Below are 13,212 nucleotides of genomic sequence, written 5' to 3'. Positions count from 1 at the left end.
GACGGTGCCGTCGGCGCGCCCCCGGCCGGCCCTGCGGCCCGACCCGGCCGCACCCGTCTCCCGAGCAAGGACACCCGGAGATGCTTTCTGCTGCCCTTCCCGCGCCACGCTCCGTCACCGCACGGACACGCGCCGACGACGCCACCGTGACCGCCTGGGCGCTCGCCGCCCGCACCGGCGACCCCGCCGCCGTGGAACGCTTCGTCCGCGCCACCCGCCCCGACGTCCGGCGCTTCGTCACCCACCTCAGCGGCGAGCCCCAGGCCGCCGACGACCTCACCCAGGACACCTACCTGCGGGCGCTGCGCAGCCTGCCCGGATTCGAGGGCCGCTCCTCGGCCCGCACCTGGCTGCTGTCCATCGCCCGCCGCACCGTCGTCGACCGGTACCGGTTCGCCGCCCGCCGGCCCCGGCTGCTCGACACCGACGACTGGCAGAGCGCCGCCGAACAGGTCCAGCCGTCCTCCCTGCCCGGCTTCGACGAGGGCATCGCGCTCGGCGCGCTGCTCGACGCGCTGCCCGCCGAGCGCCGTGACGCCTTCGTGCTCACCGCGCTGCTCGGCCTGCCCTACGAGGAGGTCGCCGCACTCACCGGCTGCCCGATCGGCACCGTCCGCTCCCGGGTCAACCGGGCCCGGGCCGTGCTGATCCGTAAGCTCGCCGACGCCGAGAAGGCCGAGCACGGCAGCGCGACCCGACCGGCGGTCGGCTGCGCGGCCTGAGCGCTCCGCGCCGGCGGGGGGCACCGGCCCGGTGCCCCCGCCGCCGGGTGGCCGCTCAGTCCCGGAAGAACCCGTCCGAGGAGGCGATCCGGTCCATCCAGTCCTGGGTCAGCTCCAGGACGGCGCGGTTGCCGCCCTCCGGGCCGGGCGTGTCGGCCAGCCGGACGTGGGCCCGGGAGGCTTCCGCGTCGATCCGCGCGGCCTCGCCGTGGCGCTGCGCCCGCCGCAGCAGCAGGCTCAGGCCGTACAGGGTGACGACCAGGGACTCCAATGCGGCGGGCAGCCCGGTGGGGAGGATGTGCAGGGTGCCGGGGACGGTGTAGTCGGAGCCGGGAACGGCGATCGCGTCCACCACCTGCCGGCGGGCCCGCGCGCACCGCTCCTTCCGCTCGATCGCCTCCTCCGTCAGGCCGACCGCCGCGAGGGTGCGCGAGAAGTTCTCCAGGTAGTCGGCCACCGTCGACAGCTCCTCCGGCGACTCGGGCTCGAACCAGCTCGCCGCCGCCTCGCAGGCCTCGGCGTGCTCCAGCGCCTCCCGGTGCAGGCCCGCCCGGCTCAGCTGGACGCTGAACAGGTGGAGGCAGAGCGCGAGCCGGCGCGCGTGGGCGGGGCGGTCGAGGTGGAAGAGGTCGACCGCCACCGCGGTGGCCTGCCGGAACTCCGACAGTGCGTGGCGCCGGTTGCCCGTCTCCAGGTGCAGCCTGCCCACTCCCAGCCGGGCGTCGACCAGGTCGGGGGCGTACTGGGCCTCCCGGCGGACGACCGCCGCCCACTCGCGGGCGGCCGACTCGCAGACCCGCAGCGCCGGGCGGAGCCGGCCCAGGTTGTACAGGCGCAGTGCCAGCACGTCGAGGCACCGCGCGTACCCGGCCCGGTAGCGGCCGGGGTCGGCGCCGGCCAGCTTGCCGGCCAGCTCCACCTGGCGCTCGGTGGCCCGGAGTGCCTGCTCCGGCTCGTCGACCTCCTCGCAGGAGGCCGCCAGGTCGTCGAGCACCCGGGCCAGCCGGACGGCGTCCTGCGGATGCGACCGGGCCCAGCCCCGGCGCGGCAGCGCGGCCTCCAGGCGCTGCGCCAGTTCCCGCCGCGTCAGCAGCTTGAACTCCGGGTCGGCGAAGCGGGCCTCGGACAGCCGGGCCGACATCGCCTCCAGCAGGTCGGTGTCGGCCCGCCGGACCACGGACGCCACCGCGTCCTGCAACTCGGGCGGCCGCCACAGCACGGTCGTCACCGCGGCGGCGCCGAGCCAGGGCGTCTGCTGCCGCACCAGGACGGGCAGCGCCGACGCCAGCAGCTCGGTCCGCTCCGTCACCGCCGACCGGAAGAAGGGGTAGGCGGCGCGGCCCAGCACCACCAAGGCCTGCTCGGCCTGTCCGGCGTCGCACTGCGACAGCACGGCGCCCAGCAGCCGGGCGGCCTCCTCCGAGGTGCCGGTCTCGGCGACCACGTCGAGGAGCAGCGTCTCGCCCAGGCGGTCGGGCTGCATCGGGGCCCAGTACCGCTCCGCGTGCGGGTAGAGCCGGCCGAGCAGCCGCGCGGCCGGCCCGGCCTCCGCGCCGGGGGCCGCCGACAGCCCGATCAGCGTGTGGAGGGCGTTCGCCGCCTGTTCGCCGTCCGCGGCGGCGAACAGGGTGGGCACCAGCAGCGTCCGGCGCAGGCGGACGTCGTCCAGGGCGAGGGCCAGCCCGTGTTCGCGGCCGATCCGCCGCCAGTAGCGCTGTTCGTGGCCGAGGACGGCGCGCAGCGGATCCGGCGCGGTCGAAGGGGTCTCCTCGCGCCGGGCCAGCACCTCGTCGAGGGCCAGGGCGTGCAGGGTCAGCACGTCGCTGAAGCCGCCGCGGCCGGACCCTCCCGCGTCCGGTGCGTCGAACCCGGCCAGCCGGGCGGGGAGTTCGGGGGCCGGGCGGTGCAGTACGGCGCGGTGGAAGGCCTGCCAGGCCTCCGTCACCACCTGGCGGGTGCCGAGGTGCTCGGCGAGCGGCGACAGCGCGACCGGCTCCGGGTCGGCGGCCTGCTCGAACTCGGTGGACACCGTCGTCCACCAGGGGCCGCCGCTGCGGGCCAGCAGCAGGATCCGCACCGAGTCCCGGAACCCGGCCGCGCCCTCCAGCAGGGTGCGCAGCTCCTCGCGGCGGGTCTCCGCGTAGTCGAGGACCAGCAGCACCCGGTAGCCGGCGCCCACCGCCGCCGCCAGTGCCGCGCGGGCCGTCGCCTGCCCGTGCGGCAGGAAGCCCGCGATCCAGCCCCGCCGGCCCAGCGTCCGGCACAGCCGCATCGCCAGCCGGGTCTTTCCCGTCCCTCCGCTGCCGGTCACCAGCCGCACGGCCGGACGCGAGGGGTCCTCGCACCAGGCGAGCAGGCCGTCGAGTTCCGGGCGCGGGGCGAACGGCACCACCTGGTTGCGGGTGTCCAGCCACCACGAAGGGCGCGGGTCCTCGGGCGGCGACGGCAGCGCCGAGGCCGGATCCTCGGCGCCGAACAGCGCCCGGGTCAGTGCGGCGCGGTCGGCCGCCAGATCGAACCACCGGGTGCCGGGCCGGTGCCGGGCCGCGCCCGCCGACCAGGCCGCCGCGTGCTCCGCCAGCGCCTCGCACGGGACGATCCACCCGCCCTGGACCTCGTCCCGGTCGCGGGTCGCCTTCACCATCCCGCAGACCCGGCCGCCGACCGGGTCGAGCACCAGCGAGCCGCTCATCCCGGGCACCACGCGGTCGTCCGCCACCCGCAGCAGCGGACCGGAGCGGCCGACCACGCGCAGGTGCAGGGAGTCCTCGGCGGGGCCGTCCTCGGCGGTGTAGGTGCTGTGGCCGAGCGCCAGCACCATCGCCCCCTCCGCCGGGGAGCGCCCGGCGAGCAGCACCCCCGCCCGGCCCGGCACCGGTCGGGCCAGCCGGATCAGGGCGAGGTCCGGGAACGCGTAGTAGCCGCCCTCGCCCGGATCGGACGGCACGCACGCGACCGACACCGCCTCGTACCGTTCGCCGCCGACCTCGACGGCGACCTCGTCCACGGCGTGCGCGACCACGTGCGCGCAGCTGGCCGCCAGATCCGGGGCCAGCAGGAAGCCGCTGCCCGCGAACTCGCCGCCGAGCCGCACCGCCACCACGTTCCGGCGGGCCAGGGCGGTCAGTTCCGTCTCGCGCGTCCGGTCCGTCACAGTTCCCCCCGCTGTCAGGACGATCAGCGGGCACGCTATCCGATGGATCATCAATCGGTGTGCGGGAAAGCACAATTGGGGCCCGGGGAGGATCGCGTCGGCGGTGCGGGGCGTGCGGTTCCCCGGTCCATCCGAAGGGGGCAGTGGCCGCGTGTCCCGGGGCCGGGGCCCGGCGCGGTGCGGTGGGGTGGGACGCGCACCGCCGATCACATCCATGGGAGACAGGTATGTCCAGCACCACCGTGTTCGCCGTCGAGGGCATGAGCTGCGGCCACTGCGAACGGACCGTCAGCGCCGGGCTGGCCGCACTGCCCGGCGTCACCGACGTCACCGCCGACGCCAGGGCCGGGCGGGTCACCGTCGCGGGCGAGGTGGACGAGCAGCAGGTCCGGGCGGCCGTGGACCAGGCCGGGTTCACCCTCACCGGGCGGGTCTGACCCCGGCGGGCGCGGGAGTCGCGGACGCGGCGGGAACTCGGCCGCGGGGCCGCACGACTGCTGTGGGTGAAAGCAACTGGCCCACACCCCACAGGAGTTGCCCATGCGAACCCGTGTGCTGTCCGTCCTGGCCGCCGCCGCGGCCCTGCTGGCCGCGGGCTGCGCGAGCAGCGGCACGGCCACCGGCCCCGGCGGGCCGACGGCCGTCCTGGCCGCCGACTTCCCGGTCAGGGTGCTGGACTGCCGGGGCCGACCGACCACCTTCGACGCCGCGCCGCGGCGGATCGTCACCAGTAGCGCCGCCGCACTGGAGATCCTGCTCGAACTCGGGGCCGGCGACCGCGTCATCGGTACCGGATTCCCGCCCGGGGACGGCCAGTTGCCCCCCGAGGTGGCCGAACAGGGCCGGCGGATCCCGGTGCTCGGCCGGACGGTGATCGCGAAGGAGCAGCTGCTCGGCTCCGGCGCCGACCTGTACATCGACAGCTTCGCCACCGTCGCGGGCGCCGGCGGCACCGGCGGACCGCCGAGCGAGCAGGAGTTCGCCGCCGCCCGGATCAAGCACCTGTACCTGCTGTCCACCGCCTGCGCGTCGGACGCGAAGCAGGAGAAGACCGACCTCGCCGAGGTGCAGCAGGACATCAAGCGGCTCGGCGCCGTCACTGGCACCCTCCCGGCCGCCGACCGGCTGGTCGCCGCCATGGACGGCACGCTCGCCGAGGTCGCCGCCGCACTCGGCCGACTGCCCGACGGCGCGCAGCGGCCCGGCTACTTCTTCTTCGACTTCGACGCGGGCACCCAGCAGCCGACGGCCGTCTGCCGCCGGCAGATCGCCCACGCGGTCATCACCCTCGCCGGGGCGCGGAACGTCTTCGCCGACTGCGACGCCGACTTCGCGCAGGTGAGCTGGGAGGAGGTGGTCGCCCGCAACCCGGACTGGATCCAGCTGGGCATCCGCAGCCGCGGCAGCGCGGACGCCGACCGCCGGGCCTTCGACGAGGCCGAGGCGTTCCTGCGGGACAACCCGGCGACCCGGAACCTGGCGGCCGTCCAGCAGGGGCACTTCGTGCGGATCGGGTCCGAGGCCACCACCACCGCCGGGGTCCGCAACGCCGAGACGGTGCGGCGGATCGCCCGCACCGTCCACCCCGAGCTGTTCACGGGCGGGCGCTGAGATGGCGACCACGAACCCCCCGATCGATCGACCAACCCCCCGCAGCGGCAAGGCAGTTGTGGCTCTCCTCCTGCTGCCGGCGCTGCCGCTCGCGCTCACCCTCGCGGTCTGCCTCGGCAGCGTCGAGGTGCCGGCCGGCGAGGTGTGGGCCGTGCTCGCCCGCCACCTGACGGGCGCGCGGGCCGAGCCGGGCACCCACGACCTGATCGTCTGGGAGCTGCGCGTCCCCCGGGCGCTGCTCGCCGCGCTGGTCGGGGCGGGCCTCGGACTGGTCGGGACGGCCGTGCAGGCGCTGGTGCGCAACCCGCTGGCCGACCCGTACCTGCTGGGCGTCTCCTCGGGCGCGTCGCTCGGCGCGCTCGGCGCGATCGTGGCCGGCGTCGGGGCGGGCGGGACGCTCGGGGTGTCGGCGGCCGCGTTCGGCGGCGCGCTCGCCTCGTTCGCGCTGGTGTGGCTGGTCGCCCGGCGCGGCGGCGGCTTCTCGCCGCTGCGGCTGGTGCTGTCGGGCATCGCGATCGGGCAGTTCCTCGGCGGGCTGTGCAGTTACCTGGTGCTGCGGGCGGGCGACGAGCAGCAGACCCGGGGCGTGCTGTTCTGGCTGATGGGCAGCCTCGGCGGGGCCACCTGGGGCCAACTCGCCGTTCCCGCCGCCGCCGTGGCACTCGGCGCCCTGCTGCTCCAGGCCCGCGCCCGGGCCCTGAACGCGCTGGTGCTCGGCGACGAGACGGCCGCCGGACTCGGCCTCGACCCCGACCGGCTGCGACGCGAACTCTTCGTGGTGACCAGCCTGTTGACGGGCGTCATGGTCGCCGTCTCGGGCGCCGTCGGCTTCGTCGGACTGCTGGTGCCGCACCTGTGCCGGCTGCTCGTCGGCGGCGACCACCGGCGGCTGCTGCCGCTGTCCGCGCTCACCGGGGCCGTGCTGCTCACCGCCGTCGACACCGTCGCCCGCACCGCGCTGGACGCGCAGGAGCTGCCGATCGGCGTGGTCACGGCGCTGCTCGGCGCCCCCGTCCTGCTGTTCCTGCTCGACCGACGGCTGGAGAACCGGTGAGACTCGCCCTCGACGACCTGCACGTCGCGCTGTCCGGACGGGACGTGGTGGCCGGCGTCCACCTGGTCGCGGAGGCCGGCGAGATCGCCGGGCTGATCGGCCCGAACGGCAGCGGCAAGTCCACCCTGCTGCGCGCCGTCTACCGGCACCTCGCCCCGCGGGCCGGCCGGGTGCTGCTGGACGGCCGCGACCTGACGGCGGTGCCGCGCGCCGAGGCCGCCCGGCGGCTGGCCGCGCTGCCCCAGGAGCGCGGCGACGCCTTCGAGTTGACGGTGCGTCAGATAGTCGCGCTGGGGCGGATCCCGCACCAGCGGGCGTTCGCCGCCGACAGCGCCGAGGACCGGGCGCAGACCGCCCGCGCCCTCGAACAGGTCGGCATGGCCGCGCACGCCGGGCGCCGCTTCGCGGAACTCTCCGGCGGCGAACGCCAACGCGTCCTGCTGGCCCGCGCGCTCGCCCAGCAGCCCGAGGTGCTCGTGCTGGACGAACCCACCAACCACCTCGACATCCGCCACCAGGTCGAACTGCTCGCCCTGCTGCGCGCCCAGCGCGCCACCGCCCTGGTGGCGCTGCACGACCTGAACGCCGCCGCGTCCGTCTGCGACCGCCTGCACGTGCTGGCCGGCGGCGCGCTGGTCGCCTCCGGGCCGCCCCGCGAGGTCCTCACCCCGGAGCTGCTCGCCGAGGTGTTCGGCGTCCGCGCCGCCGTCACCGCGCACCCGCTCACCGGCGACCCGCTGATCGCCTTCGACCACCGGGCGCCGGCGGGAGGGCCGCTCATGGGGAACTGAGAAGTTCGGCTGCCACCATGGTCCGCGCCCGGCGGCCCCGCCAGGGCGGTCGCCGGGCCCTGCCGGCCGGAAGGAGAAGCCCCGGTGAGCACGGTCGACGGGCTGCCCGCGCACGTCCTGCTGGTCCACCTGGTGGTGGTGTTCGTCCCGCTGACCGCGCTGGCGCTGATCGTGTGCGCGCTCAGCCCGGCCGTCGCCCGCCGCGCCGGGCTGCTGCTGCCCGCGCTGGCGTTCGTCACGGCCGCGTCCGTCCCGCTCACCGCCGAGGCCGGCGAGTGGCTGGAGCGCAACGTCGAGCGCACCGACGCGGTGCGCCGGCACGCCGAGCTCGGCGACGGCCTGCTGCCCTGGGCCGGCGGCCTGTTCCTGCTGGCCGTCGCCGTCTGGTGGTTCGCCCGCGGCGCCCGGCCCGTCTCCACCGCGCTGCGCGTCGGCGCCGGCGTGCTGTGCGCGGCGGTGGCCCTCGGCGCGGTGGTGGACGTGTACCGGATCGGCGACTCCGGCGCCGAGGCCGCCTGGCAGGACGCCCTCACGCACAGCGCCGACGCTCACTGAACGACCGGCAGCAGCGGCCGGTGGCAGGCGACGGTGCGGCCCGGGCCGACGGGGCGTTCGGCGGGCGCCTCGGCCGCGCAGCGGGCGTCGGCCAGCGGGCAGCGGGTGCGGAACCGGCAGCCCGACGGCGGGTCGAGCGGCGACGGCGGATCGGCCGGCAGCAGGCCGGTGTCGCCCAGCGGGCGGCCCGGTTCGGGCACCGCGGCCAGCAGCGCGGCCGTGTAGGGGTGCGCGGGGGCGGCCAGCACCGCCTCGGTCGGGCCGCGTTCGCACAGCCGGCCGAGCTGGAGCACCGCGAGGTCGTCGCTGACGGCCCGCACCACGCCCAGGTCGTGGGTGATGAACAGGGTCGCCAGGCCGCGTTCCTCGGTCAGCCGGCGCAGCAGGTTGAGCACGGTGGCCTGGGCGGAGACGTCGAGCGCGGAGACCGCCTCGTCGGCGATCAGCACCCGGGGCTCGGCGGCCAGCGCGCGGGCGACCGCCACCCGCTGGGCCTGCCCGCCGGACAGCTGGTCGGGCCGGCGCCCGCCGAACAGCTCCGGTGGCAGGCCGACGTCCGCCAGCTGCTCGTCGACGACGGCCCGCCGGTCGCGTCCGCGCAGCAGGCCCGGGTGGGCGTCGAGCGGTTCGGCGACCAGGTCGCGGACGGTGCGGCGCGGGTTGAGCGAGGACAGCGGGTCCTGGAAGACCATCTGCAGGCGGGGCCGCAGCTCCCGCAGCCGGCGCGCCGTCAGGCCGGACAGGTCGGTGCCGTCCAGGGTGACGGCGCCGGCGGTGGGCGCGGGCAGCCGCAGCAGGGCCTTGGCGATGCTGCTCTTCCCGGAGCCGGACTCGCCGACCAGCGCCAGGGTGCGCCGCTCGTGCAGGGCCAGGTCGACGCCGCTGACGGCGTGCAGCGGCCCGGAGCGGGTGCGGTGGACGACTTCCAGCCCGGTCGCCCGCAGCACGGCGGGGGAGGGGGCGGTCTCGGCGGCGCTCAAGGGGTGCGCTCCAGGGGGGTCTCGGCGGCGAGCGGGAAGTGGCAGGACGCGGTGTGCGCCGGCCCGGCCTCGTGGACGGGCGGGGCGACGGCGGCGCAGCGCGGCTCGGCGCGTTCGCAGCGCGGCGCGAACGGGCAGCCCGCGGCCGGGGCGGACAGGTCCGGCGGCGAGCCGGGGATGGCCGGCAGCACCCGGCGCAGCGGCCCGGTGACGCGGGGCACCGAGCGCAGCAGCGCGGCCGTGTAGGGGTGGGCGGGGTGTGCGGTGACCTGCTCGGTGGGGCCGCTCTCGACCACCCGGCCGCCGTACATGACGGCGATCCGGCGGGCCCGCCCGTACAGCAGGCCGATGTCGTGGGTGATCAGCAGGGTGGCCAGGCCGCGGGTGGCGCGGTGGCGGTCCAGCAGGTCGAGCACGGTGCGCTGGACGGTGACGTCCAGGGCGGTGGTGGGCTCGTCGGCGAGCAGCAGCACGGGGTCGCCGGCCAGCGCGGCGGCGATGCCGACCCGCTGGCGCAGGCCGCCGGAGAGTTCGTGCGGGTAGGCGCGGGCCCGCCGGGCCGGGTCGGGGACGTCGACGGCGGCGAGCAGCTCGGCGGCGGTGCGCAGGCGTTCGCGGCGCGGCAGCCGGCGGCGGTTGGTGAGCGACTCGGTGACCTGGTCGGCGATCCGCACCACCGGGTTGAGCGAGGTCATCGGGTCCTGGTGGACCATGGCGATGCCGGTGCCGAGCAGTTCGGCGCGCCGGGCGGGGGCGGCGGCGAGCAGGTCCTCGCCGTTCAGCAGCACCTGCCCGGTGGACTCGGCGCGGGTGGTGCGGGCGTGCACGCCGAGCACGGTGCGGGCCAGCACGGACTTGCCGGAGCCGGACTCGCCGACCACGCCGAGGCACTCCCCGGCGTCGATGCGCAGGGCGACGTCGTGCAGGATGTGCAGCCGCCGGCCGTCGGGGGCGTGGATCACCGTGTTCAGCGAGCGGACGTCCAGGACCGGGGTGGTCATGCGCGGTTTCCCTTCGAACGCAGGTGCTCGCCGAGGTAGTTGAGGGCGAGGACGGTCACGCACAGCACGGCGGCCGGGGCCAGCGAGATCCACGGCGCGCTGCCGAGCGTGGTGCGGCCCTCGGCGATGATGCCGCCCCAGGACGGCTGCGGCGGGCGCAGGCCGAAGCCGAGGAAGCTGAGCGAGCCCTCCGCGACGATGGCGACGGTGGTGGCGGTGAACGCGAAGGTCAGCGCGGCGGGCGCGACGTGCGGCAGCACCTCGCGGCGCAGGATGCGCAGCGGCGCGGTGCCGATCATCCGGGCGGCCTGCACGAAGCCGCGCCCGTCCAGCGCGAGGACCTGGGCGCGCACCACCCGGGTGAACGCGGGGACGGTGAACAGGCCGATCAGGGCGCCGATCACGGTCAGTCCGGGGCCGCGCAGCGAGACCGCGATCATCACCAGGATCAGCGAGGGCACGGACATCAGCAGGTCCGCGGCGAAGCCGATGGCCTTGTCCACCGGGCCGCGGAACCAGCCCGCGGCCAGGCCCAGCACCCCGCCGCCCAGCAGGCCGACGGCGACGGTCAGCGCGGCGACGGCGAACGAGGCGCGGGCCCCGGCGACGGTGCGCTGCAGCACGTCCCGCCCGCCCGCGTCGGTGCCCAGCCAGTGCCCGGGCCCGGGCGGCGCGGACGGCGCGGAGAAGTCGCCGTGCAGCGGGTCGAAGCCGGGCAGCAGCGGCAGCAGCAGCGCCGCGAGCAGGACGACGGCCAGCCAGGCGGCCGCGGCCGGCACCCCGGCCGGCGGTCGGCGGCGGGCGGTGCGCGCCGGGCGGGCGGCGACGGCGGTCTCAGCGGTGGCCATGGGCGATCCTCGGGTCGAGCGTGCGGTACAGCAGGTCCACGGTGAGCGTGGCGAGCACCACGCCGACGGCGCAGACCACCATCACCGCCTGGATGACGGGGAAGTCGCGGCCGTTGATGGCGCCCGCCGCCAGCGTGCCGACGCCCGGCACCGCGAACAGCGTCTCCACCAGCACCGAGCCGCCCAGCGAGGTGCCGATCCCGATGCCGATCAGGGTGACCAGCGGCAGCGACGAGGGCCGCAGGGCCCGGCGCAGCAGCAGCCGCACGGTGCCCATGCCGCGGCTGCGGGCGGCGGCGATGTGCGTCCGGTCGAGGGTCTCCAGCAGCTGCCCGCGCAGCACGCGGGTGAACACGGCGGCCTCCGGCAGGCCCAGCGTCAGCGCGGGCAGCACCAGGTGGCGCAGGTTCTCCAGCGGGTCCTCGGCGAGCGGCGTCCAGCCGGTGGCGGGCAGGATCCGCAGCTGCACGGCGGTCAGCCAGATCAGCAGCAGCCCGAGCACGAAGCCGGGCACCGCCAGCCAGACGAACGCCCCGGCGGTGGCGATCCGGTCGACCGCCCCGCCCGGCCGCCAGGCCGACAGCAGCGCGACGGGCACCGCGATCGCGAGCGCCACCAGCTGGGCGGCGACGAACAGTTCGAGCGTGACGGGGATGCGGTCGGCGAGCTCGGAGGTGACGGGCGCGCCGTTGGCCAGCGAGTGCCCGAGGTCGCCGTGCAGTGCCGCGCCGATCCAGTCGAGGGCGGCGGCCAGGACGTTGCGGTCCAGGCCGAGCCCGGCCTCGAACGCGGCGATCTGCTCCGGCGTCGCGGTGACGCCGAGCGCGGCCACGGCGGGCGAGCCGGGCATCAGGTGGGGCAGTGCGAGCGCCGCGACGGCGACCAGCAGCAGCACGGCCGCCGCCCGTCCGGCGCGCGCGGCGAAGCCCAGCAGGGAGGACGTCACCGCTTCACCCACAGCACGGCCGGGGAGAGGTTGACGACGGTGCGCTTCGACAGGTCGGGCAGGCCGCCGACCTTCGCGGAGGCGGCGAAACCGGCCTGGTTCTCGGTCAGGAACAGCATCGGGGCGTCCTCGACGACCGCCTTCGACGCCTCGTTGTAGGCGGCGGCCCGCTTCGCCGGGTCCAGGCTGGCGCGGCCCTCGGCGATCGCCCGGTCGGCCGCCGGGTGGTGCCAGCCGGTGAAGTTGTACGGCGCGTCGGCCGGGAACAGGCTGTTCAGCGCGGTGTCGGTGTCGCCGAACATGCTGGTGACGAAGTCCATCACCTGGAACTGGCGCTGCGTCAGGGCGGTCGCGGTGCCGGCCGGGTCCACCGGCTTGATGGTCATCCGGATGCCGGCCTCGCCGAGCATCTGCTGGACGACCGTGGCGCGCTGCTGGCCCTCGGGGCGGCTGTCGGCGAGGAACTCGAACGACAGGTCGGGGTGGCCGGCCTCGGCGAGCAGGGCGCGGGCCCTGGCGACGTCCCGGGCCGGGTAGGTGCTCGCGGCGCGGTACGCGGAGGCCGAGCCGATCGGGCCGTCGGAGACCCGGCCCTGCCCCAGGTAGGCGATCTTCTCCACGGCCTCGCGGTCGATCGCGTACTGCACGGCGCGGCGCACCCGCGGGTCGTCGAACGGCGCGGCCTTGGTGTTGAACAGGATCGTCGAGGTGGAGCTGGGGCCGGTGGCGGTGCGCAGCCCGTCCCCGGGGGCCTGCTTGAGCTGCGCGGGCGTCTCGACCCAGGCCACGTCCGCGTCGCCGGAACGCAGCGACTGGTAGCGGCTGTCGGAGTCCGGCAGCACCCGGTAGACCACCTTGTCGGCGTGCGCCCTGGCCCCCCAGTAGGCGGGGTTGCGGGTGACCGTCACCGACACGCCGGGCTGCACGCTCTCCACCGTGTACGGGCCGGAGCCGATCGCCGGGGCGTCGCCGACGGGCGCCTCGGAGACGTAGCCGAGCGCGCGGGTGAACAGCGAAGGGAACGCCGCGTTCGGCGACTTGAGGGTGAAGGCGACCTCGGTGGGGCCGTTCACCGCCATGCCGCTGATGCTCGCGGCGTCCGCCGCGCAGGCGCACTTGGTCTCCGGCCGGGCCAGCCGCGTCACGTGGTCGACCACGGCCCGGGCGTCCAGCGGCTTGCCGTCGCTGAACGCCACGCCCGCGCGCAGCCGCAGCGTCCACACGGTGGCGTCGGTGTCGGGCGTGAACGACTCGGCCAGGTACGGCTTCACCGCGCCGTTGTCGTCGTTGACCATCAGCGGGTCGTACAGCGCGTTGGCCAGGATCATCACGGGCATCTGGGTCAGCGTGCCGTCCGCCGGGTCGAGCCGGGCGAACGGCCGGTCCAGGCCGACCTTCAGGGTGCCGCCGTCCACCGCCGGCCCGTCGCCGCCCGGGGCCGCGACGCCCGACACGGCGTCGTCCGACGCCGAGCACGCGCTCGCGCCGAGCGCGACGACGGTGGCGAAGACCGCCGCCGAAAGAGCCTGCCTGTGCCGCTTCATGGGGTT

At 76.5% G+C, this 13,212-nt stretch carries 12 protein-coding genes; 6 read left to right on the top strand and 6 right to left on the bottom strand.

The annotated features are described in order from the left end of the window. Positions 1-80 precede the first annotated feature (80 nt). A complete protein-coding gene (locus ACWEMJ_RS12290) occupies positions 81-722 on the top strand; it encodes a sigma-70 family RNA polymerase sigma factor (protein ID WP_452136939.1) in 642 nt (213 codons plus the stop codon). Between the two features lie 55 nt (positions 723-777). On the opposite strand, the gene ACWEMJ_RS12285 is transcribed toward ACWEMJ_RS12290, so the two are convergent. Beyond that, entirely contained in the window at positions 778-3,876 is a 3,099-nt protein-coding gene (locus ACWEMJ_RS12285) for a trypsin-like peptidase domain-containing protein (protein ID WP_452136938.1), read from the bottom strand. Between the two features lie 227 nt (positions 3,877-4,103). Here ACWEMJ_RS12285 and ACWEMJ_RS12280 point away from each other — a divergent pair, with 227 nt between their 5' ends. The 5 genes from ACWEMJ_RS12280 (at position 4,104) to ACWEMJ_RS12260 (ending at position 7,887) form a co-directional block, all read left to right on the top strand. Beyond that, positions 4,104-4,313 carry a heavy-metal-associated domain-containing protein gene (locus tag ACWEMJ_RS12280; RefSeq protein WP_452136937.1) on the top strand — a complete coding sequence of 70 codons (210 nt, stop codon included), beginning with the start codon at positions 4,104-4,106 and terminating at the stop codon, positions 4,311-4,313. A 103-nt stretch (positions 4,314-4,416) separates the two neighbouring features. Beyond that, positions 4,417-5,487 carry an ABC transporter substrate-binding protein gene (locus ACWEMJ_RS12275; RefSeq protein ID WP_452136936.1) on the top strand — a complete coding sequence of 357 codons (1,071 nt, stop codon included), beginning with the start codon at positions 4,417-4,419 and terminating at the stop codon, positions 5,485-5,487. 1 nt (position 5,488) lies between these two features. Further along, entirely contained in the window at positions 5,489-6,541 is a 1,053-nt protein-coding gene (locus ACWEMJ_RS12270) for a FecCD family ABC transporter permease (protein ID WP_452136935.1), read from the top strand. Continuing rightward, complete coding sequence (locus tag ACWEMJ_RS12265) at positions 6,538-7,332, top strand: ABC transporter ATP-binding protein (RefSeq protein ID WP_452136934.1); 795 nt, start codon at positions 6,538-6,540, stop codon at positions 7,330-7,332. The genes ACWEMJ_RS12270 and ACWEMJ_RS12265 overlap by 4 nt, the downstream gene beginning before the upstream one ends. Before the next feature lie 84 nt (positions 7,333-7,416). Beyond that, a complete protein-coding gene (locus tag ACWEMJ_RS12260; RefSeq protein ID WP_452136933.1) occupies positions 7,417-7,887 on the top strand; it encodes a DUF2231 domain-containing protein in 471 nt (156 codons plus the stop codon). Here the strand turns inward: ACWEMJ_RS12260 and ACWEMJ_RS12255 are convergent. From ACWEMJ_RS12255 to ACWEMJ_RS12235, 5 genes are read right to left on the bottom strand one after another with little or no spacing between them, the layout of a single operon-like run. After that, entirely contained in the window at positions 7,881-8,867 is a 987-nt protein-coding gene (locus tag ACWEMJ_RS12255; protein ID WP_452136932.1) for an ABC transporter ATP-binding protein, read from the bottom strand. The two genes, ACWEMJ_RS12260 and ACWEMJ_RS12255, sit on opposite strands and share 7 nt — an antisense overlap. Continuing rightward, the gene (locus ACWEMJ_RS12250) at positions 8,864-9,868 is read right to left on the bottom strand and encodes an ABC transporter ATP-binding protein (RefSeq protein WP_452136931.1); all 1,005 of its coding nucleotides are present in this window, start codon (positions 9,866-9,868) and stop codon (positions 8,864-8,866) included. The genes ACWEMJ_RS12255 and ACWEMJ_RS12250 overlap by 4 nt, the downstream gene beginning before the upstream one ends. Beyond that, positions 9,865-10,716, bottom strand: a complete 852-nt coding sequence (locus ACWEMJ_RS12245; protein WP_452136930.1) for an ABC transporter permease — start codon at positions 10,714-10,716, stop codon at positions 9,865-9,867. The genes ACWEMJ_RS12250 and ACWEMJ_RS12245 overlap by 4 nt, the downstream gene beginning before the upstream one ends. Next, the gene (locus tag ACWEMJ_RS12240; protein WP_452136929.1) at positions 10,703-11,662 is read right to left on the bottom strand and encodes an ABC transporter permease; all 960 of its coding nucleotides are present in this window, start codon (positions 11,660-11,662) and stop codon (positions 10,703-10,705) included. Before ACWEMJ_RS12240 ends, ACWEMJ_RS12245 begins: the two co-directional genes overlap by 14 nt. Then, positions 11,659-13,206, bottom strand: coding sequence for an ABC transporter substrate-binding protein (locus ACWEMJ_RS12235; protein ID WP_452136928.1), 1,548 nt, complete (start codon positions 13,204-13,206; stop codon positions 11,659-11,661). The genes ACWEMJ_RS12240 and ACWEMJ_RS12235 overlap by 4 nt, the downstream gene beginning before the upstream one ends. Positions 13,207-13,212 lie beyond the last annotated feature (6 nt).

This window comes from Kitasatospora sp. NPDC004531, from assembly GCF_053602195.1.
This window is presented reverse-complemented; position numbering and strand designations above follow the sequence as displayed.

What these genes read in the sequence shown, in the direction of transcription:
- ACWEMJ_RS12290 (WP_452136939.1), top strand. Translation starts at nt 81, where the DNA reads ATGCTTTCTGCTGCCCTTCCCGCGCCACGCTCCGTCACCGCACGGACA.
- ACWEMJ_RS12280 (WP_452136937.1), top strand. Translation starts at nt 4,104, where the DNA reads ATGTCCAGCACCACCGTGTTCGCCGTCGAGGGCATGAGCTGCGGCCAC.
- ACWEMJ_RS12275 (WP_452136936.1), top strand. Translation starts at nt 4,417, where the DNA reads ATGCGAACCCGTGTGCTGTCCGTCCTGGCCGCCGCCGCGGCCCTGCTG.
- ACWEMJ_RS12270 (WP_452136935.1), top strand. Translation starts at nt 5,489, where the DNA reads ATGGCGACCACGAACCCCCCGATCGATCGACCAACCCCCCGCAGCGGC.
- ACWEMJ_RS12250 (WP_452136931.1), bottom strand. Translation starts at nt 9,868, where the DNA reads ATGACCACCCCGGTCCTGGACGTCCGCTCGCTGAACACGGTGATCCAC.
- ACWEMJ_RS12245 (WP_452136930.1), bottom strand. Translation starts at nt 10,716, where the DNA reads ATGGCCACCGCTGAGACCGCCGTCGCCGCCCGCCCGGCGCGCACCGCC.
- ACWEMJ_RS12235 (WP_452136928.1), bottom strand. Translation starts at nt 13,206, where the DNA reads ATGAAGCGGCACAGGCAGGCTCTTTCGGCGGCGGTCTTCGCCACCGTC.